Origin of the sequence: Micromonospora sp. NBRC 107095 (genome assembly GCF_030269705.1) — a bacterium.
Classification (GTDB): Bacteria; Actinomycetota; Actinomycetes; order Mycobacteriales; family Micromonosporaceae; genus Micromonospora; species Micromonospora parva.
In genome coordinates this window covers 48,150-66,811 of the sequence record NZ_BSTU01000004.1, presented here as the reverse complement: position 1 = coordinate 66,811, position 18,662 = coordinate 48,150, and the positions used below count along the sequence as shown (strand labels likewise).

General features: G+C 72.6%; 12 protein-coding genes. 4 read left to right on the top strand and 8 right to left on the bottom strand.

Annotated elements, in window-relative coordinates; all coding sequences use genetic code 11:
- Window positions 1-13: 13 nt before the first annotated feature.
- From QSK15_RS20275 to QSK15_RS20245, 7 genes are all read right to left on the bottom strand, one after another.
- The gene (locus QSK15_RS20275; RefSeq protein ID WP_285795725.1) at window positions 14-1,930 is read right to left on the bottom strand and encodes a glycerophosphodiester phosphodiesterase family protein; all 1,917 of its coding nucleotides are present in this window, start codon (window positions 1,928-1,930) and stop codon (window positions 14-16) included.
- 102 nt (window positions 1,931-2,032) lie between these two features.
- Window positions 2,033-2,767 (bottom strand): cellulose binding domain-containing protein, encoded by a 735-nt coding sequence (locus QSK15_RS20270; RefSeq protein ID WP_285795724.1) that lies wholly within the window; start codon window positions 2,765-2,767, stop codon window positions 2,033-2,035.
- A gap of 74 nt (window positions 2,768-2,841) precedes the next feature.
- Window positions 2,842-3,222: a DUF742 domain-containing protein gene (locus tag QSK15_RS20265; RefSeq protein ID WP_285795723.1), complete on the bottom strand. Its 381-nt coding sequence runs from the start codon at window positions 3,220-3,222 to the stop codon at window positions 2,842-2,844.
- Window positions 3,200-3,649: a roadblock/LC7 domain-containing protein gene (locus QSK15_RS20260; RefSeq protein WP_285795722.1), complete on the bottom strand. Its 450-nt coding sequence runs from the start codon at window positions 3,647-3,649 to the stop codon at window positions 3,200-3,202. The genes QSK15_RS20265 and QSK15_RS20260 overlap by 23 nt, the downstream gene beginning before the upstream one ends.
- Window positions 3,646-5,586, bottom strand: a complete 1,941-nt coding sequence (locus tag QSK15_RS20255) for a sensor histidine kinase (RefSeq protein ID WP_285795721.1) — start codon at window positions 5,584-5,586, stop codon at window positions 3,646-3,648. Before QSK15_RS20255 ends, QSK15_RS20260 begins: the two co-directional genes overlap by 4 nt.
- Window positions 5,583-8,147 (bottom strand): LuxR C-terminal-related transcriptional regulator, encoded by a 2,565-nt coding sequence (locus tag QSK15_RS20250; protein ID WP_285795720.1) that lies wholly within the window; start codon window positions 8,145-8,147, stop codon window positions 5,583-5,585. The genes QSK15_RS20255 and QSK15_RS20250 overlap by 4 nt, the downstream gene beginning before the upstream one ends.
- A gap of 5 nt (window positions 8,148-8,152) precedes the next feature.
- The gene (locus QSK15_RS20245) at window positions 8,153-9,412 is read right to left on the bottom strand and encodes an Hsp70 family protein (protein ID WP_285795719.1); all 1,260 of its coding nucleotides are present in this window, start codon (window positions 9,410-9,412) and stop codon (window positions 8,153-8,155) included.
- A 302-nt stretch (window positions 9,413-9,714) separates the two neighbouring features.
- Here QSK15_RS20245 and QSK15_RS20240 point away from each other — a divergent pair, with 302 nt between their 5' ends.
- The 3 genes from QSK15_RS20240 (at window position 9,715) to QSK15_RS20230 (ending at window position 14,025) form a co-directional block, all read left to right on the top strand.
- Window positions 9,715-10,599 carry an IniB N-terminal domain-containing protein gene (locus QSK15_RS20240; protein ID WP_285795718.1) on the top strand — a complete coding sequence of 295 codons (885 nt, stop codon included), beginning with the start codon at window positions 9,715-9,717 and terminating at the stop codon, window positions 10,597-10,599.
- Window positions 10,600-10,714: 115 nt separating this feature from the next.
- Complete coding sequence (locus tag QSK15_RS20235; RefSeq protein ID WP_285795717.1) at window positions 10,715-12,568, top strand: dynamin family protein; 1,854 nt, start codon at window positions 10,715-10,717, stop codon at window positions 12,566-12,568.
- Entirely contained in the window at window positions 12,565-14,025 is a 1,461-nt protein-coding gene (locus QSK15_RS20230; protein ID WP_285795716.1) for a dynamin family protein, read from the top strand. The genes QSK15_RS20235 and QSK15_RS20230 overlap by 4 nt, the downstream gene beginning before the upstream one ends.
- 35 nt (window positions 14,026-14,060) lie before the next feature.
- Here the strand turns inward: QSK15_RS20230 and QSK15_RS20225 are convergent, their stop codons facing one another.
- A complete protein-coding gene (locus tag QSK15_RS20225; protein WP_285795715.1) occupies window positions 14,061-14,351 on the bottom strand; it encodes a DUF1540 domain-containing protein in 291 nt (96 codons plus the stop codon).
- 367 nt (window positions 14,352-14,718) lie between these two features.
- Between QSK15_RS20225 and QSK15_RS20220 the strand changes: the two genes are divergently transcribed.
- Window positions 14,719-18,660, top strand: coding sequence for a ThuA domain-containing protein (locus tag QSK15_RS20220; protein ID WP_285795714.1), 3,942 nt, complete (start codon window positions 14,719-14,721; stop codon window positions 18,658-18,660).
- The last annotated feature ends 2 nt before the right edge of the window (window positions 18,661-18,662 follow it).

Sequence of the window (18,662 nt, the reverse complement as noted above, 5' to 3'; positions counted from 1 at the left end):
ACCCGGCGACCCGTTACTTCAGGGCGAGGGTGCGGGCGTCGGCGGCGATGACGCTGGCGACCTCGGCCGGCACCTGCTTGCCGGCCTGCCGGTCGACGTAGCTGGCCAGTTGGGCGTACTGGGCGTGGGCCAGCTTGGTGGTCATCGCGGTGACGGCGGCCGGATCGGCGCCCGAGGTGAGGATCAGGTAGCCGAGGCCGGCCTGGCTCACCGTCACGGTGAAGGTGCTGGTCGCGGTGGCGGTGCCGGCGGGCCCGGTGGCCTCGGTGGTGAGGGTGTGCCGGCCGGCGGTCAGCTTGGCCAGGTCGAGGGTGCGACCGGCGGCCGACGTCTTGCCGTCCAGCTTGACCGTGACGGTTTCCGCGTTGGTCGCGGCGACGGTGATCACCGGGGACTGCGCCCGGTCCAGCCGGGCCCCGTTGGCCGGCGAGGTGATCTGCACGGTCGGGTCGGCAGCGGGCCGCTGGAGGAACGCCGAGTTCCAGCCGACCAGCTCGGCCGTGCGGTTGGTGATGACCGCGTCGGTGCCGATGCGCTCCAACCGCTGCCACAGCGCGGCCGAGTCCATCGTCCAGGCCATCACGGCGACCCCGGCGGTGTGCAGCGCGGCGACGACCTCCGGCCTGGCCAGCAGCGCGTTGCCGTCCGGGTTGTACGCGGTCAGGTGCAGCTCCTTCGCGATCGCCACCGGGTCGGCGTCGAGGCTGCCGCGGAGCAGACCGAGCGGCAGCTCGGGGGCGATCTCGTAGGTGTACCTCAGGGCGTCGACCTCGAAGCTCTGAATGAAGACCCGGCCCATCATCTGCTCGTCGCGGATCACCTGGATGATCGTGGCGACCTCGTCGCGGGTGTGCTTGCCCTTGATCTCCACGAGCAGGTTGCCGCCCCGGGTCCGCAGGTCGGCGAGCTGCTCGGCGACGGTGGGAACCCGCTCGCCGACGTACTGCGGGCCGAACCAGGAGCCGGCGTCGAGTGCCTTGATCTGCGCGGCGGTCAGGTCCCGGATGTTGCCCGTGCCGTCGGTGGTCCGGTCGACGGTGCTGTCGTGCAGGATGAACGGGATGCCGTCCCGGCTCGGCTGGACGTCGTTCTCGATCCAGTCGGCGCCGCCCTTGCGGGCGATCTCCTGAGCGACGAGGGTGTTCTCCGGTGCGGCGGCGGACGCGCCCCGGTGGGCGATCACGGTGAGCGGGCTGCCCTCGGGGCGGAGGTAGCCGTTCGGCGCCAGTTCGGTGACGGTGACGTCGTCGTACGACACGGTCGCGCCGTTCACGAACAACCCCTGGACGCCGTCGGCGGAGCGCTGGAGGCTGCTCGTGCGCATCGCCTCCCGTCCGTCGAAGATCCAGCGGGCCTGGTTGCCGTGCACCTCGACGGCGACGCGGACGTCCCGGCCGGTGCCGGCGGCGGACGGGGCGGAGGCGGTGTTCGTCACCACCCAGGCGTCGGCGGTGGTCCGCTGGGCGAATTCCAGCCCGTTGGCGGCGGTGGTGCCGCTGCGCATGGTGGCGATCCACCAGGGGGTGGCGCCGTTGGCGGGGACGTCGATGCCGAGCGAGGCCCAGCGGGTGGCGGCCGAGACCGCCTCGAAGCGCATGGTCGCCTCGAGGCGGAAGTCGTTCAGGTGCCGACCAAACGTGATCTTGTTGTTCGCGCTGGCGCTGGCCGAGGTTCCGTACAGCCGGCCGTTCTCGACCTTCCAGGTGCCGTCGACCGCGTTCCAACCGGCGGGCAGCGACCCGGCCGAGAAGTTCTCCGAGACGACCACGTGGCCGGGCTCGGCGGTGGCGGGCGACGAGGTCGCGACGGCGACCCCGACGGCCGCGCCGGTGACGGCGAGGGCGGCGACGCCGGCAGCGACCCGGGTACGCAGCGCACCGAGACGCGACCCGGCGCGGCGAAGCGACGGTGATGCGGGTAGGACAGTCATGGTCGGGACGGTACGAAGCGAGCCCGAACTAATGATCAATCAAGCGTGGCTGCCGCCGGAACGTCGGGTGTACCACGCCCGATCGGGACGTCACTGACGCGTTCAGTCCGACAGGCCGGCGCACGCGACCCCGTCGATGGTGCACGCCTCGGGGGCGGAACCCGTCAACGAACCATTGACCCGGAACGTCACCTGGATCGAGGCGCTCGCGGGCACCGCAGCGGTGTCGCCGTCGGGCACAAATGTCCACACCGCACCGTCGTGACTGGCCTGTGCCCCCTCAACCCCGCTGATCCTCAGCGACTCCCGGGGCAGCGTGACCACCAGCGTCCACTGCGGCGCCGCGACCGTACCCGGATTGCTGATCGTCACCGTCGCGCCATAGCTGAGCAAAGCGTTGTCCGTGATGGCGAAGTCGGCGCTCAGGGCCGCCGCGGTGGGTTCGGCGGTCGCGCCGGTCGGGGTGGGCCGGGTCGACGCCTCGGTCGGTGGGGCCGGGGAAGCCGAGGTGGGCGGGGGAGCGGGCACCGCCGGGCTGGTGAGCGCCGGTCGCGCCTGCGCCCGGGGCGTGTCGGACGGCGCGGCGCCCACCTGCTGCACGGACGGCGGCGGGTCGAGGGTCACCGGCGTCAACTTCTCCGGCGTACGCAGCACCCCGACCACGGACACTGCCGTCGCGACCAGCACCCCGAGCGCCGCGACGACGGCCAACCAGGTGGCCCGCGAGACGTCCTCCCGACCGGTGAGCACCCGCCGCGCGGCAGTGACGAGGGCCACGACCTTGTCCAGCAGGATGATCGCCACGGTACGGCGTGGCTGGGGTGGTGTTGCCGGCACTACCTGTCTCTCCTTCAGTTCGTCGCCGGGTGCGGGCCCACGATCCGCCCCGGTGCCGGGCGGCACCTGCCCGGTCACAGCGCGCGAAGCCCGACGAGGATCGCCTCAAGCAGACCCTCGGTCGGCAGCTCCGACAGCATCGGCGGTTCGTGCGTCTCGATCAGCCCGGCCCCGAGCAGGTCACCGAGCAGCACCCGGACGGTCCCCAGCGGAAGGTCCAACTCAGCACCGACCTCGGCCACCGACACTGGATGGTGACACAACTCGACGATCCGCGCCTGTTCAGGGAAGAGCGGCCCGGGAGGCGTGACCCCCGGCCGGGCGACCACCAGCGAGATCAGGTCGAACTGGCCGCGTGCGGGCGCGGTGCGCCCCCCGGTCATCGTGTAGGGCCGGGCGACCGGGCCCGCGTCGTCGTCGTACCACGCCTCGTCAGTGCCGCCGCTGGTGTTCACCAGTGTCCCCGATCGTCACCGAGGAGGCCGGCCCCAGAGTGATCGGCAGGTGCCGTTCGGCCTGCCCCACGAAGAGCGCCACCTCGTACGCCATGTCACCGACCTCGACGTCGTCACCGGCGATCCGTACGGTGAGGATGGTCCCGTTCGGGATGGTGGCGATGAACAGGAACGCCCGCGACATCTGCACCACGACCTGGCGCAGCCGACCCGCGTCGCAGGTACGGGTGGCGGCCAGCCCCAACGCGATCAGGCCGGCGACCACGCCGGAGATCTGTTCGGCCAGTTTGTCCCCCACCCGCCGCGAGCCGCCGAGCGGCAGCCCGTCCGGCGAGAGCACCACGGCGAACTCCGCGCCGTGCACCCGGTCGACCAGGCTGTTCAGGGCGTCGGTCAGGCCGTCCTCGGTGACCACTGCAGACGTCATTGATGTCTCCTTGCTGTTCTCGCGACTGGCATCTCGACAGTGTCGAGGCTGGTCCTGCCGTGTTCCGGGCCGATCGGCCCGGGTTGGCGGACCCGGGTCGGCAACGCCCCGTCGCCGCTCGGGCCGGGCAGGTCGGTGCGGGCTGGTGGGTACGAGGTGTCAGGTGGTGCGCCGGCCGGTGCGCGGCCGGTGTCGGTGACCGTGACCAGCCGGGCGGGCAGGAGCACGATCGCGGCCGTTCCGCCGCGCGGGCTGGGGCGCAGTGAGACGTGGGCGCCGCAGCGGCCGGCCAGGACGGCGGCGGCGTACCAGCCGGTGAGGCCGGCAGGCGGGCCGTCGGGTGGCGGGTTGCCGAGCAGGTGGTTCGCCTCGGCCAGCGCGGCGGCGTCCAGGCCGGGCCCGTCGTCCACGACGAGAACGGCGCACCCCTGCGGTCGGTGCTCGCCGCTGACCCGGACGGTGGTGTCCTCCCCGGAGAAGACCAGCGCGTTCTCGATCAGCTCCGCCAGCAGGTGGATGACGTCGGTGATGGCCGGCCCCGCGAGCGACCACGGCCAGTGCGGCGCGATCAGGACGCGGTGGTAGTCCGGCACCTCCGCGACCGCGCCGCGTGCCACGTCGAGCAGTGGCACGGGGCGTCGCCAGCGACGGGCGGGTGTCGCCCCGGCCAGGGTGATGAGTTTTTCCACGTTGCGTCGGATCCGCGTGGTGAGATGGTCGAGCTGAAACAGCTCGCCGGTCTCCTCGGTGGACCGCTCCCGACGTTGCATCAGGTCCAGCACGCTGAGTTGCTCCCGCAGCAGCACCTGGTTGCGTCGGGTCAGCCCCAGGAACAGCTCCCGCTCGGCGTCACCGCCCGACGGCGGAGCGGCCGGCGGCGCTGGCGCGTCCTGCGGGGCCGGGGCGGCGGCCTTCGGCCTGGTCAGCTCCTCGGTCAGGCGTCGGATGGTGCCCGCCCAGCTCAGCAGGAGCACGAGCACGACGATCAGGCCGAGCCCCACCACGGCTCCGGTCCGCGCGATCAGCACGGCGGCACCGGGTGTGGCCCGCTCGACGCTGCTACGGGCGGTGTCCGTCACCAGGGTCTGCAGCGCACCCAGGGCGGTGTCCGCCGCAGTCCGCCAATCCTGGACGGTGACGCCGGCCAGGGCGTTGGCGGTGCCGGACTGGAGCAGCAGCCGGTCCTCCAGGGCGAGCAGCGCGGTGAACTCCGGGCTGGCCGCGAGGCGCTGCTGCTCGGCCCGGCCGTCGGACGGCAGGCCGGCGGCGGCCTCGGCGTTCGCGTACCGCTGGACGCCGACCAGGGCGGTCAACCGACGCCGCTCGTCGGCGCCGAGTCGCGCGCCGGTCAGGGCCGCGCTGACCAGGGTGTCCTCCCGGGCCAGCAACTCCCGGGCGCGGGCCAGCGCGATCACCGCGCGGGTGTCGGCGGCCAGCCCGCTCTCGTACGCGCCCCACTCCGGGCCGTACACCCGGAAGGCGACGTCGACGACCTCGTCGTACCCGTCGATCGCCGCGGCCAGGCCGAGTCGCCCGGTGTCCATCCGGGACCGGGTGGTGCCGAGCCCGTCGAGCCGTCGGACCAGCTCGCCGGCCCGGTCCCGGACCGCGCCGGCACTGAGCAGCCGAAGGTCCCGCCCCTCGGTGAACTCGCGGATCTCGGCGGCGGCCCGGTCGGTGGCGTCGCGGGCCCCGACCAGCTCGGGCGTCGCCGCGCCCGCCCCGGCGATCGTCTCGGCGGTGATCCGGCGTTCCGTCTGCAGGCTCAGGATCAGACGGTCGATGGGCTGTCCGAGCGTGTCCGCCAGCGCCCGGATGCGCAGCAGGTCGACGGCGTCCTGGCTGGACACGTAGGCCGCGTACGACCAGAGCGTGATCAGCACGGCGGCCAGCACGGCCAGCCTGGTCCGGATCAGCCGTACATCGTTGTGGGTCATCGGCCCGCCCGCTGCGGCCACGGCTGCCCGGCGGTGTCGCTGGCCCGGTCGGCGACCAGGGTACGCAGCAGGGCCAGCAGTTCGGTGCGGTTGGCGCAGTTCAACCGGTTACGCATCCGCGCCACGTGGTGTTCGACGGTCTTGGCCGAGATGAAGAGCCGGTCACCGATCTCCCGGTAGGTCAACCCGGCCAGCACCAGCTCGGCGACCTCGTACTCGCGGTCGCTGAGCCCGTGCTGGGTGGGCCCGGCGGCCCGTGTCGTGCTCGCACCGGCCGGCAGTGTCTGCCCGGTCGGCCCACCCGAGGGCCGCCCCTGCAACGCTCGGGCGCATTCCAAGAGGGTGGTCATCGCCCGCCGGTCGGCGGTACGGATGGCGGCCTGCCCGGCGAGGCGGGCGCCATCCCAACACAGCCCGGTGTCGTGCAGCCCGCGGGCGGCGGCCTCCACCCGGGTCGGATCGACGACCCCCCGGAGCACCTCCACCCAGCTCTCCGCGGCGGCGGCGACCACTGCCGCGTACCGGCTGTGGCCGGCGGCGGCGAGCAGCGCCGCGACGTGGTCGTCGGCGACCGTCGGCTCGCCGGTCAGGATGGCGGCGTGCAGGCCGCTCCAGTGCAACGGCACACTCCACAGTGGCGGGTCGCCGAGGCCGTCGAGCAGTGAACGCCCCTGTTGCAGGTACGGCTCCAGTCGGGCCAGGTCACCCAGCCGCGCGCCCGCGATGGCCAGCTCACCCAGCGGCAGCAGCGTGAACAGGTCGACGGGGTGGCGCACCACGGCCTCCAGCGCCTGCCCCCAACCCCGTTTGAGCGCCCCGAGGTCACTGTTGCGCCGGCCGATGCCCATCCGGATGGCGGCGGCGAAGAGCTGGTCGCGCGACTCCAGGTGCCGCCCGTCGAGTGTCACCGTGGCGAGGCGCTCGCCGGCTGCGTGGATCTCGCCACGGACCATCAGGATCCAGGCCTGCAACAGCCGGTGCCGGCGGGCCATCAGCGGGCCGCCGACACCGGCGGCCAGGGCGCGGTGCAGCACCCGCTCGGCGATCTCCAGCTCGCCGCAGTGCATCGCGGTCAACGCGGCGAGGGCGGCCGGGCTGTCCGGCAGGAGCACCGCCCGGCCGTCCGGCTCCAGCAGCGCGGCGGCCTGCACGAGCGCGGAGAGCGCGGCGGTCGGTGGGCCGGTCACGCTCTCCCGTACGCCGTCGGCCATCAGTCGGGCGGCGCTGGCGTGCAGGGTGGGTGGTTCGCCCGCCGGGTCACCCGCCGGTGACCCGGTGCTGGCGGCCAGGTCGCCGGTGGCGATCCCGCCGACGACGGCGAACGCCCTCGCCGAGGCGGTGCCCGACCAGCGGAACAGCTCGACGCTGCGACCGACGTGCCCACGGTGGGCCAGTGCGGTGGCGGCGACCATGGCCGCCTCGGAGCGGTCCGGGGGAGCGGTCGTGGCCAGCAGCCGGTCCGCCAGCCGAAGCGCGTCGTCGAGGTCACCGGCGAGCGCGGCGGCGAGCGCCTGCTGGGCGTTGGGCGGCTGTCCGGCGGCGGTGGCCGCCGCGAACAGTTCGGCGGCGAACGCCGGTTCGTCGGCCAGCGCCTCGCCGGCCGCGGCGGCCAGGGTCGCGGCCGGGCAGTCGCCGAGCGCGCCGACCGCGAGCAGGGAGCGGACCAGTGGCAGCACGGCGCCGCCCCGGGCGAGCTGCAACTCGGTGAGCCGACGCCAGACGGCAGTGCGCTCGGTGGTGGGGCTGAGCGTCGCGACGGCCCGCCGGACGATCGGCGCGAGCCGGCCGTCCGCGCCGAGCAGCCCGGCGGCCCTGGTGGTGGCGATCAGCTCGTCGACCCCGGCCGGGTCCCGGCCGAGCAGCGCGCCGAGCATGCTGACCGGCAGGGTGCCGCCGGCGGCCACGGCGAGCAGCAGTCGTCGTACCTCGGTGGGCTGGACGTCCAGGTCCGGGGCGAATTCGAGGACGACGGACCGGGGTGGGTCGACCATCGCGCCGGTCCGGGTCTCCACGCCGGCCAGACCGCGGGCCAGCCGCTCGACGTCCCGGGGCACTCCGGCGGTCTGCGTGTGGACGAAGTCGACCAGGTCGGCGGGGCGGCCCAGCTCGGGTGTGGCGGCGAGGTGCGCGGCGGTCTGCTCCCGGGTGAACGGCGTGAGCAGCACGGCCTGCCCGTCGCGTCGCAGGGCGTCGACCAGCTCGCTGAAAGCCGCCGACCGCGGCCACGGGCGGTGGGCGACCACCAACCGGTGTCGACGGCCGGCGACCAGACGCAGCAGCGCCCCGATCCGGGCGTCGTCGAGCAGGTGCGCGTCGTCGACCAGCAGCACCGTGTCGGGGTCGACCGGCGCGCCCGGCTCCGGTGCGGCCGTCTGGACGGCGATGCCGGCGCGCTGGTGAACGCGCTCCAGCTCGGCGAGGAGCGCTGTCTTTCCGTGGCCGGCCGGGCCGGCGATGCCGACGGCGAGCGGGCTGGCCGGGTTCTGGGCGACGGTGTCCAACAGGGCCCGCAACCCCTTGTCCAGTGTCAGTCCCGGTACGGCGAGGTCGTTCATGATCATTGGGGTCATCCTTCGCGCCCCCGGGCGCGGGCCAGCGCCAGGCGGGACGGCTTCGGCAGTTCCAGTGGGAGGAGTCGAACCGGGGGCCGCGGTGGCGGATCGCCCGGAACGGTGTGCTGGGGGCGGCGTTGTGCCGGGATGGTGGCCCGCCCGGCACCGCTGACCGGGGCCGGGACCCGGGCCGGCGCCGGCTGGCGGGGGCGTGGCGACACCACCTGGCAGGCGGCCATCGCGGCACCGGTGGCGGCGGTCAACTGTGCGTCCGGCTCCACCTCGACCGGCACCGGCAGGGCCGCCCCGATCAGTTCGGTCACCAGCGGGACCCGGGTCGAGCCGCCGGCCAGCAGGACGCCGTCGAGCTGCGCCGCAGTCAGGTCGGCGCTGCGCACCGCCCGCAGCAGCAGGTCGACCGTGGCCTGCACCGTCGGGCGGATCATGGCCTCGAACTGCGCCCGGGTCACCGGCACCCGGGCCGGGCCGCCGGGCAGGGTCAGCACCACGTCGGCCGTGAGATCGACGGTCAGCACCCGCTTGACCCGGTCGCACTCCGCGCGCAGCCCGCGCAGCGCGGCCTGGGCTCCGCGACGTCCGGTCGCGGCCAACTCCCGGGCCAGCACGGTACGAGAGTGCTCGGCCAGCGCCTCGTCGAAGTCGGCGCCACCGAGGGAGTCGAGACCCTGCGGGGTGCCGAACGTCTCGTACGTGCCGCGCGGGGTGCGGCGCACCAGGGCCGCCTCGAAGCTGTTGCCGCCCAGGGCGTAGACCACAGCTGTGCTGCCCGCGAACCCGCGAGCGGCGTGGCTCTCGGCCACCGTGACGGTGCGGGGCAGCAGTGTCACGTGCCGCAGGCCGAGGTCCGACAACGCCCGGTGCAGCACCTCCCGCCGGTAGGGGCGCCAGCCGGCCGGGTGGCTGAGCACGATCGCCTCGGCTGCCCCGCCCTCCAGGGCGTGCACCCGCTCCACCACCCACGCCGCCAACTCGGCGGTCAGCGTCTGCGGCGCGCACGGCTCGCCGCCGAGCAGCACCGGCACGTCGTCGCCGATCCGGTGGACGAAGTCCCGGGTGGTGCGGCTGCCGTCGTCGGTCGCCGGCTCACCGACCCGCAGCGAGCCGTCCTCCGCCAGGCACAACACCGAGGGCATGAGAGGTGAGTCGGCACTGAGCGGGACGGCCTCGGGACGGGTCCAGGTCGCGCCGCGTCGCCGTGCGACGGCGGCGGCGGTGTTGCTGCTTCCGATGTCTATCCCCAGGACGTACGGCATCGTCTCTGTCTCTCCCCGTGAGTCGGCCGGTCGGTGGCGATGACGCCGGCTGCCCGACGACGCACCCCCGGCGAACCCCGCGGGCTCCTACGTTCGTACCAGAGATCAGTCCCTGGTCGGGACCCTAATCTCGGCGGGACGGTTTCCCCCTGTCCCCCTAACGTACGAGGTGGCGGAGCCCCTAGTTCAACCGGCCCGGATGCGGGCTGAGCCCCGATGCCCGGGGGCCACCCCCGGCAATAGCGTCGTCACTGTCGACGTACGACACCCCGCCCAACGCCAGATCCGAGGAGAACCGGCACATGGACTCGCAGCAGACGCTCCACGACTTCGTGCTCGACCTACTGACGAACCCGGACGCGCGGTCGGCCTTCGACCTCGACCCCGAGGGTGCGTTGCGGGGCGCCGGGCTCACCGACATCACCGCTGCTGACGTGCAGGACGTCGTGCCGCTGGTCGTCGACTACGCGCCGGGGGCGGGCCTCGCGCCGCTGGCCTCGCCGGTGGAGCAGCTCGGGCTGGACCCGCTGCTCACCGACACCACCGACGTGGTGGGTCAGTTGCAGAGCGTGGCGCAGCAGATCAGCGTCACCAGCTCGCCCAGTGGCGTGGACGTCAAGGCCGGCGTGCTCGGCGCCATCGCTGTCGACCCGTCGACCGCCGCCGCCGGGGTCACCGTGCTGCCCGGCATCGGTCTGGGCGTCGGTCCGTCCGGCCTGGACACCGACCTGGCCGGTGTCTCCGACGTGGCGCACACGCTCGACGCGGACGTGGTGCAGCCGGTGGACGCCATCGCGGACCCGGTGCTCGGGGACGTCACCAGCACCGTCGGTGACCCTACCGGTCTGCTCGACGGCACCGACTCGAACCTGATCGGCGGCGACCTGACCGGTGGTGTCCTCTCCGGCACCCAGGGTCAGCTCGGCGGGGTCGTCAGCTCGCTGGGTGTCGACGACACCCTCAACGGGCTGGGCCTCGGGCACGGCGACGGCGTCGTCGGCGGGGTCCCGCCGCTTGACGTGTCGTCGACGGTGGGCGGCGTGACGCACCAGGTGGACAGCCTCCTCCCCGGTGTCACCGACACGGTCGGTGACGTGACCGGTGGGGTCACCGACGGTGTGCTCGGCGGCGACTCGCACGCCTCGTCCGATCACGGGCTGCTGGGTATCACCGGCGGTCTGCTCTGACCCGGATCTCCGGGCGGAGCGCGGGGCCGGATCGTCTCGGGCGATCCGGCCCCTTCCGGTTCCACATCCGGTCCCTCTTGATAATTGAGCCGAAATCCGCACACTTGGTGCGGTGATGGCCGGGATCTGGTTGGACGTGCTGGACGAGATCGCCCGCACGTGCACTGCACACGGTCGCGGTGACCTGCTCCAGACGGTGCGGCAGAAGCGTGCGCAACTGCTGGACCCGACACTGCGTGTCCTGGTCATCGGCGAGCCGAACCAGGGTAAGAGTCAGCTGATCAACGCGATCATCAACGCTCCGGCCTGCCCGGTCGGCGACGGCCGCACCACCGTCCTGCCGACAGTGGTGCGGCACGCCGAGGCCCCCACCGCGGCGGTGGCCCAGGCGCCGCCACCAACCCCGGGCCATGCCACCGGCGCCGCCACGGTGACCATCGAGCGGACCCCGGTGGCGCTCAACCAGGTCGCGGCGAGCGTGGCCGGGCTGGTCGGGCGTCGGCCCGGCGGCGGCCCGGCGTACGTCGAGATCGGGCTGCCGCGCGCCCTGCTCGGGGCCGGGGTGGTGCTTGTGGACACCCCGGGCACCGACGAGGTCGCCGGTCTCGGCGCCGCCGCCCCGGTCGCCGCGTTCACCCGCGCGGACACCGTGCTGCTGGTGTCCGACTCGACCCGGGAGCTGTCCGTCGCCGAGCTGAACATGCTGCTGCACATCATGCGTTCCCATCCGAACGTGGTGGTGGTGCAGAGCAAGACCGACCTGGTGGCGGACTGGCGTACGGTCGCTGAGCGCAACCGGCAGCACCTGGCCGAGGCGGGGGTGCCGGCGACGCTGATCCCGGTCTCCGCGGCGCTGCGGCTGCGCGCCGCCGCGGCCGACGACCGCGCGCTCAACGCCGAGTCCGGGTTCCCGGCGCTGATCGCCCGCCTGCAACGCGACCTGGCCGGCAAGGCCGACCACCTGGCCCGAGCGGCGGTGCAGACGGTGGCCCGCACGGTGGTGGAGCAGTTGGCCGCGCCGCTGCGCGCCGAGTTGGCGACCCAGGAGGAAGAGGAGCAGTCCGGGCCGATGGCCCGGCTGCACGCGGCGCAGCGCGAGGTCGACGAACTGCGTCGGTGCTCCACCCGGTGGCAGAACACCCTGACCGACGAGATCACCGACCTGCTCGCCGACCTCGAGTACGACCTGCGCGACCGGACCCGTCAGATCCTGCGCGCGGTGGACGAGGCGTTCGACACCGCGGATCCGTTGGTCGCCTGGGACACCTTCCAGGAGTGGCTGGAGCGGAGCCTGGTGGAGGCGGCGGAGGCGAACCACGAGTGGCTGATCCAGCGCTGCGACTGGATCGCCCGGCGGGTGGCCGCCAACTTCGACAGGTACGGCTACGACGTGCTGCCACCCTGGTCGATGACGATGCCGGAGGACATGGGCGAGCGACTGCCCGAGCTGCAACGGCCGATGATCGACCGGTTCACCACGGGCCAGAAGCTGTTCACCGGCATGAAGGGCTCGTACGGCGGCATGCTGATGTTCGGGCTGGCGACCACCCTGGCCGGAATGCCGATGATCAACCCGGTCTCGGTCGGCATCGGGGCGCTCTTCGGCGGCAAGAGCATCCGCGACGAGAGCAAGCAGTTGCTGCGTCGCCGGCAGGCCACCGTCAAGACGGCCATCCAGCGGCATGTCGACGACTTCTTCGTCCGGATCGTCCGGGACTGCCGCGACGCCGCCCGGCAGGTGCAGCGGATGTTGCGGGACCACTTCACGGGGCTGACCGAGGAACTCCAGGAGGCCATCGTGCAGTCGTTCCGCAGCGCGAAGCAGGAGGCCGACACCGATGCCTCGGTGCGCGAGCAGCGGCAACGCGAGATCCGGCTGAAGATGACCCGGTTGGCCGCGCTCTACGAGCAGGCCCAGCAGTTGACCGGCGCCCGCTCGGCTCCGCTGCTGCTGGAGCCGCAGACATGACGGTGGGGGTGCGCCTGGACGAGGCGGCGTGGGGGTTGCTGCACCAGGCCATCGAGCTGTACCAGGACAATCCGCGGGCCGTGGCGGAGCTTCGGCATCAGGTGGCCCGGTTGGAGCAGCCGCTGCGGATCGCCGTCGTCGGCCCGTGGCGATCGGGCAAGTCGACGGTGCTGAACGCGCTGATGGGCGAGGAGGTCGCGCCGGTCGAGCGGGCGGACGGCGCCTTCACCTGGTACGAGGACGGCGAAGCGCCGCGGGCCATCGCGTACCCGGTCGGGCAGCCACCGCAGGAGTTGGCGGTGGTGAAGTCGGCGACCGGGCTGCGGGTGGATCTGGGCTGGGGTGCGGGCGAGGTTCGGGACATCGTGGTGCGGTGGCCGACGCGGGCGCTGCGACAGATCACGCTGATCGACACCCCGGCGGTCACAAGCGGCGCCGAGCAGGACCGGTCGCCGGTGTTGGAGCGGGTGCTGCGGGATTCGGACGCGGTGTTGTACCTGACCCGTGACTGTCGCGACAGCGATCTGCGGGTGCTGGAGTCCGCACGCGACAGTGCTGTCGGTCAGTCCGCCCCGGTCAACGTGATCATGGTGTTGTCCCGGGCCGACGAGACCGGCGGGGGTCGCATCGACGGCCTGCTCGCGGCCCGCCAGCTGGCCCGGCGGCAGCACCGTGACCCGAGGGTCAACGCGCTCAGCGTCAACGTCGTGGCGTGCAGCGCGATGATCGGCCTGGCGGGCCGGATGCTCGGTGAGTCGGACTTCGCCGCGCTCGCGACAGTGGCCCAGGTGCCCCGGGCGGAGCTGGACGCCCACCTCATCTCCGCCGACCGCTTCCTCCACGGCGAGCTGCCGGTACGGCTGGACACCGAGGTGCGCGCCGCGCTGCTGGGTCGGTTCGGGGTTATCGGGGTCCGGCTGGCGGCCACGTTGGTGCGCAGCGGGTTCGACAGCCGGGTCAAGCTGTCCGCCGAACTGATTCGGCGCAGTGGTCTGACCGAGCTGCGCGAGTCGGTGACACGGTGTTTCATCGATCGCCGCGACGCGCTGAAGGCCCGGTCCGCGCTGGCCGCGGTGGAGGCGCTGCTGCGGTCGGAGCCCATCCGGGGGTCCGCCGAGTTGGTCGGCGCGGTGGAGCAGATCCTCGCCGGTGCGCACGAGTTCCGGGAGTTGCGCCTGTTGGTGGCGTTGCGGAACGCCCGGCTGGGGTTCGACGCGGAGCTGGCCGCCGAGGCGCAGCGGCTCGTCGGCGGTGACGGGGTGGGCCTCGCGGCTCGGCTCGGTGTCGAGCATGAGGCCGATGTGCGGCGGCTCTGGGAGGTCGCTTCGGAGGCGCAGTGGCGGTGGCGGGACCGGGCGGAGGATCCGCTGCTCCCGCTGGCCCAGCGGCGCGGGGCTCAGGTCGTCGTCCGCAGTTGCGAGGGGATGATCGCCGAGCTGGTGGCGGGCGGCCGCTGAGCCGCGACGGCCGCCCCCGCCCCGCGGTGGTGGTCTCAGCGCGGTTCGTACGTCTGACAGTCCGCGATGTCCTGGCCCGGGCCCACCCGGATGGACGGTGCGTGGCACTCCAGCTCGGCGTTGTGCTGGCAGTCGGCCCGCTTGCAGGCGCCGACCTGGGCGATGACGCGGTCCAGCCCGCCCTTCGCCGAGGTGTCGATGAAAGTGGCGCAACTGGCGTTCTGCTGCCCGATGGTGATGGCGAACGCGTGGCAGCCGTCGTGGTTGTAACCGCAGTCGGTGACCGTGCACTCGTGTACCCGCGGCATCTCCAGCATGTCGGTCATGGCGGTGTCCCTTCCGTTGGTGGTCACCCTCATACCCGGCCTCGACGTGACAACTCCCTGTCAGCTGTCCCTTTTCGGGATGTTCCGGATAGGGCAGCCTTGCCTAAACCGCGCGACCGCCGCACCGCCGCAGCCTCCGTTCCGAGCGTCGCCAACGAACCGGCGTGCGGTTCGCGGCCGGAAAACCGTTATTCGATCTCACTCCGTACGGTCGCGCCTGACCTGCGGAGATAACGCTCTCACGGATGCTGCTGAAGTCCTTGACGCGCCAGTGATCCGAAGGCAACGATGCATTCGCATGTCTCGTCCCACCACCGTCAGGCGTGATCGGCGCACGCCGTCCCCCGCACCGCGAAAGGACCCCACTGTGCGCAGATCCCTGAGATCGTGGCTCGGCCTCGCGCTGAGCGCGATCCTCGTGGCGGGCGGCATCGTCGCCGCGCCACCCACGGCCAGCGCCGCGCCCTTCACCGTGCTGGTCTTCAGCAAGACCGCCGGCTTCCGGCACGGATCCATCACCCCCGGCATCGCGGCGATCCAGCAACTCGGCACCGCCAACGGCTTCACCGTCGAGGCCACCGAGGACGCCGGTCAGTTCACCGACGCCAACCTCGACCGGTTCGCCGCGGTGATCTGGCTCTCCACCACCGGTGACGTGCTCAACGCCGCCCAGCAGGCCGCGTTCGAGCGCTACATCACCGACGGCGGCGGGTACGTGGGCGTGCACTCCGCCGCCGACACCGAGTACGACTGGCAGTGGTACGGAGGGCTGGTCGGGGCGTACTTCGCCTCGCACCCGGCCGAGCAGACCGTCACCGTGAAGGTCGCCGACCAGGTGCACCCGTCGACCGCCACGCTGCCGCAGCGGTGGAGCCGGTTCGACGAGCTGTACAACTACCGCACCAACCCCCGGGGCAACGTTCACGTGCTGGCCACCCTGGACGAGGGCACGTACTCGGGCGGGAGCATGGGCGCCGACCACCCGATCTCCTGGTGCCAGAACTACTCCGGCGGTCGAGCCTGGTACACCGGGCTGGGGCACACCGACGCGTCGTACAGCGAGGCGGCCTTCCGCCAGCACCTGCTCGGCGGCATCCGGACGGCGGCGGGGGAGGTCGACGCCGACTGCGGCCCCACCGTCACCAGCAGCTTCCAGCAGGTCGAGCTGGCCAAGGGCGCGGCCGAGACCGGTGAGCCGATGAGCCTCACCGTCCTACCGGACCGGGGCGTGCTGCACACCAGCCGCAACGGCGTGATCCGGCACACCGACGCCGCCGGCAACACCAAGATCGCCGCCACCCTGCCGGTCTACACCGGCGACGAGGAGGGCCTGCAGGGCATCAAGGCCGACCCCAACTTCGCCACCAACCGCTGGGTGTACGCCTACTTCGCGCCACCACTGAACACCCCCGGCGGCGGCGCGCCAGCCACCGGCACCCCGGCCGACTTCGCGGTCTGGGACGGCGTCAACCGGCTGGCCCGGTTCACCGTGAACGCGGACAACACCATCAACCTGGCCAGCGAGACGCTGATCCTCAACGTGCCGACCAGCCGGGGGATGTGCTGCCACGTCGGCGGTGACATGGACTTCGACGCGGCCGGCAACCTCTACCTGTCCACCGGAGACGACACCAACCCGTTCGACTCGGCCGGCTTCACCCCGATCGACGAGCGGGCCGGGCGCAACCCGGCCTTCGACGCGCAGCGCACCTCGGCGAACAGCAACGACCTGCGCGGCAAGGTCCTCCGGATCAAGCCGAGCGCGGCCGGCGGATACACCATCCCGGCCGGCAACATGTTCGCCCCGGGCACCGCGCGGACCCGCCCGGAGATCTACGCGATGGGTTTCCGCAACCCGTTCCGGATGAGCGTGGACAAGGCCACCGGGATCGTCTACCTCGGTGACTACGGCCCCGACGCGGGCACCGCCGACCCCAACCGGGGACCGGCCGGCAACGTCGAGTTCGCCCGCATCGACCGACCCGGCTTCTACGGCTGGCCGTACTGCACCGCCCGCAACGACGCCTACAACGACTACACCTTCCCGTCCGGGCCGTCCGGGGCGAAGTTCGACTGCGCCGGTGGGCCGGTGAACAACTCACCCAACAACACCGGCATCACCCAGCTGCCGCCGGCCGTCCCTGCCTGGCTGCCGTACGGCGGCTCCGGGTCGCCGCCGGAGTTCACCGGCGGTGGCCTGTCGCCGATGGGCGGGCCGGTCTACCGGTACGACCCGAACAACACCTCGCCCGTGGCGTTCCCGCAGTACTACGACGGGACCTACTTCGCCGGTGAGTTCGGCCGGCGCTGGATCAAGAACATCAAACTCGACGCGTCCGGCCAGCCGCTGAAGATCAACCCGTTCCCGTGGACCGGCACCCAGGTCATGGACATGGAGTTCGGCCCGGACGGCGCGCTCTACGTGCTCGACTACGGCACCGGCTGGTTCAACGGCGACGCCAACTCGGCGCTCTACCGCATCGAGTACGCCCGCGAGGGCAGAGCGCCCATCGCGAAGGTGTCGGCAACCCCGACCAGCGGCACCGCACCGCTGACCGTGGCGTTCTCCTCGGCCGGCACCCTCGACCCGGACGGCGACCCGTTCACCTACGCCTGGGACTTCGACAACAACGGCACCACCGACTCGACGGCGGCGAACCCGAGCTTCACGTACACCACCAACGGGACCCGCAGCCCGACGCTGACCGTCCGGGACACCACCGGCAAGACGGCCACCGCGAGCGTGGTCGTCACGGTCGGCAACAGCGCCCCGGTGGTCACCGTGAACACCCCGTTGAACGGGCAGACCTTCACCTTCGGGGACGCGGTGCCGTTCTCCGTCACCGTCACCGACGCCCAGGACGGCGCGGTCAACTGCGCCCGGGTGAAGGTGAACTACGTGCTCGGCCACGACTCGCACGGCCACCAACTGGGCAGTGTGCAGGGCTGCACCGGGGTCATCCAGACCTCGGCCGACGGCGAGCACGACACCGCGGCGAACATCTTCGGCATCATCGACGCCGAGTACACCGACCTGGGTGGGGGCGGTCAGCCGGCGCTGACCACGCACACCCAGGCGGTGCTGCAACCACGGGTCCGTCAGGCGGAGCACTTCGGTGACTCGTCCGGCGTCCAGATAGTCGCCGGGGCCGCCGGGCACGGCGGGGCGGCGGTCGGCTACGTCGACAACAACGACTGGATCTCGTTCCGCCCGTACAACCTGACCGGCGTCCAGTCGTTCAGCGCCCGGGTCGGCGCACCGGCCGGCGGTGGCGGCACGTTGGAGTTGCGGGTCGACTCGCCCACCGGCCCGCTGGTCGGCTCGGCCACCGTCACGCCCACCGGCGGGTACGCCACCTTCGCCACTGTCACCGGTGGGGTCACCGCCCCGACCGGCACCCGGACGCTGTTCCTGGTCTTCAAGGGCACCGGCCCGTACTTCGACATCGACGAGTTCACCCTCTCCACCAGCCCTGGCGGACCCGGGCCGGATCCGGACCCCGACCCGGATCCCGAGCCCGGCACCAACCTGGCCCGGGGCAAGCCGGCGCGGGCGTCCAGCTTCGAGGGCGCGTTCGTCGCGGGCAACGCGTTCGACGGCGTGGCCGGCACCCGGTGGGGCAGCGCCTTCGCCGACCCGCAGTGGATCGACGTGGACCTCGGCGCCACGTACGCCATCAACCGGGTCAAGCTGAGCTGGGAGGCGGCGTACGGCAGCGGATACCAGATCCAGACCTCGCCGGACGGGGTCACCTTCACCACGGTCCGTACGGTGACCGGTGGCGACGGCGGGGTGGACGACCTGACCGGGCTCAGCGGGTCCGGCCGGTACGTCCGCCTTCTCGGCACCACGAGGGGCACCGCCTGGGGCTACTCCCTGTTCGAGTTCGAGGTGTACGGCGGCACCGGCGGCCCGACCGGGGGCAACCTGCTGCGCAACAAGCCGACGACGACGTCCAGCAACGAGGGGGCGGACGTGACCGGCGCGCAGGCGGTCGACGGCAGCCTCACCACCCGCTGGTCGAGCACGTTCTCCGACCCGCAGTGGATCCGGGTGGATCTCGGCAGCGCCACCGCGATCGGCCGGGTGAAGCTGAGCTGGGAGGCGGCGTACAGCAGCGCGTACCAGATCCAGACCTCGAACGACGGCACCACCTGGACCACGGTGAAGACGGTGACCGGGGCCGACGGCGGGGTGGACGAGCACGCGGGTCTGGGTGCCAACGGCCGATACCTGCGGATCTACGGCACCGCTCGGGGCACCGGATACGGCCACTCGCTCTGGGAGGTGGAGGCGTACACCAGCTGAAC

Excerpts from the sequence above, each read along its gene's own strand:
- QSK15_RS20275 (WP_285795725.1), bottom strand. The coding sequence starts at position 1,930 with ATGACTGTCCTACCCGCATCACCGTCGCTTCGCCGCGCCGGGTCGCGT.
- QSK15_RS20260 (WP_285795722.1), bottom strand. The coding sequence starts at position 3,649 with ATGACGTCTGCAGTGGTCACCGAGGACGGCCTGACCGACGCCCTGAAC.
- QSK15_RS20255 (WP_285795721.1), bottom strand. The coding sequence starts at position 5,586 with ATGACCCACAACGATGTACGGCTGATCCGGACCAGGCTGGCCGTGCTG.
- QSK15_RS20250 (WP_285795720.1), bottom strand. The coding sequence starts at position 8,147 with ATGATCATGAACGACCTCGCCGTACCGGGACTGACACTGGACAAGGGG.
- QSK15_RS20245 (WP_285795719.1), bottom strand. The coding sequence starts at position 9,412 with ATGCCGTACGTCCTGGGGATAGACATCGGAAGCAGCAACACCGCCGCC.
- QSK15_RS20240 (WP_285795718.1), top strand. The coding sequence starts at position 9,715 with ATGGACTCGCAGCAGACGCTCCACGACTTCGTGCTCGACCTACTGACG.
- QSK15_RS20235 (WP_285795717.1), top strand. The coding sequence starts at position 10,715 with ATGGCCGGGATCTGGTTGGACGTGCTGGACGAGATCGCCCGCACGTGC.
- QSK15_RS20230 (WP_285795716.1), top strand. The coding sequence starts at position 12,565 with ATGACGGTGGGGGTGCGCCTGGACGAGGCGGCGTGGGGGTTGCTGCAC.
- QSK15_RS20225 (WP_285795715.1), bottom strand. The coding sequence starts at position 14,351 with ATGACCGACATGCTGGAGATGCCGCGGGTACACGAGTGCACGGTCACC.